General features: G+C 25.5%; 1 protein-coding gene. It reads left to right on the top strand.

Translation table 11 applies throughout. The features are described from left to right. A partial coding sequence (locus tag LJE08_RS14420; protein WP_227403637.1) for a hypothetical protein occupies nucleotides 1-196 on the top strand: 196 nt, incomplete at its 5' end. Nucleotides 197-239: the final 43 nt, after the last annotated feature.

Here is a 239-nt window from a genome sequence, read left to right as displayed (position 1 = left end):
AGAAGGCTTTGAAAAGTCAGGAAGAATAAGTAGTTATGGTGGGAGTGAAAATTTAGTAAAAAGCAATATTAAAGATAGTTATTCTTTTATTCAGAGTTTAACAGTATATAGTAATCCAAAAGAAAAAGGTCTTATATATACACAATATAGAGGTGAAGATAACTATGATGTATGGAAGATTTATGAGGGACTATGATTAAGATTAATAATATTAAGAAAAATAAAATCATAAAAGTGTA

It is taken from the genome of Holdemanella sp. DFI.5.55 (assembly GCF_020593575.1).
Taxonomy (GTDB): Bacteria; Bacillota_I; Bacilli_A; order Erysipelotrichales; family Erysipelotrichaceae; genus Holdemanella; species Holdemanella hominis.
Note: the sequence above shows the minus strand (reverse complement) of the source record. Positions and strands in the feature narration are given on the sequence as shown.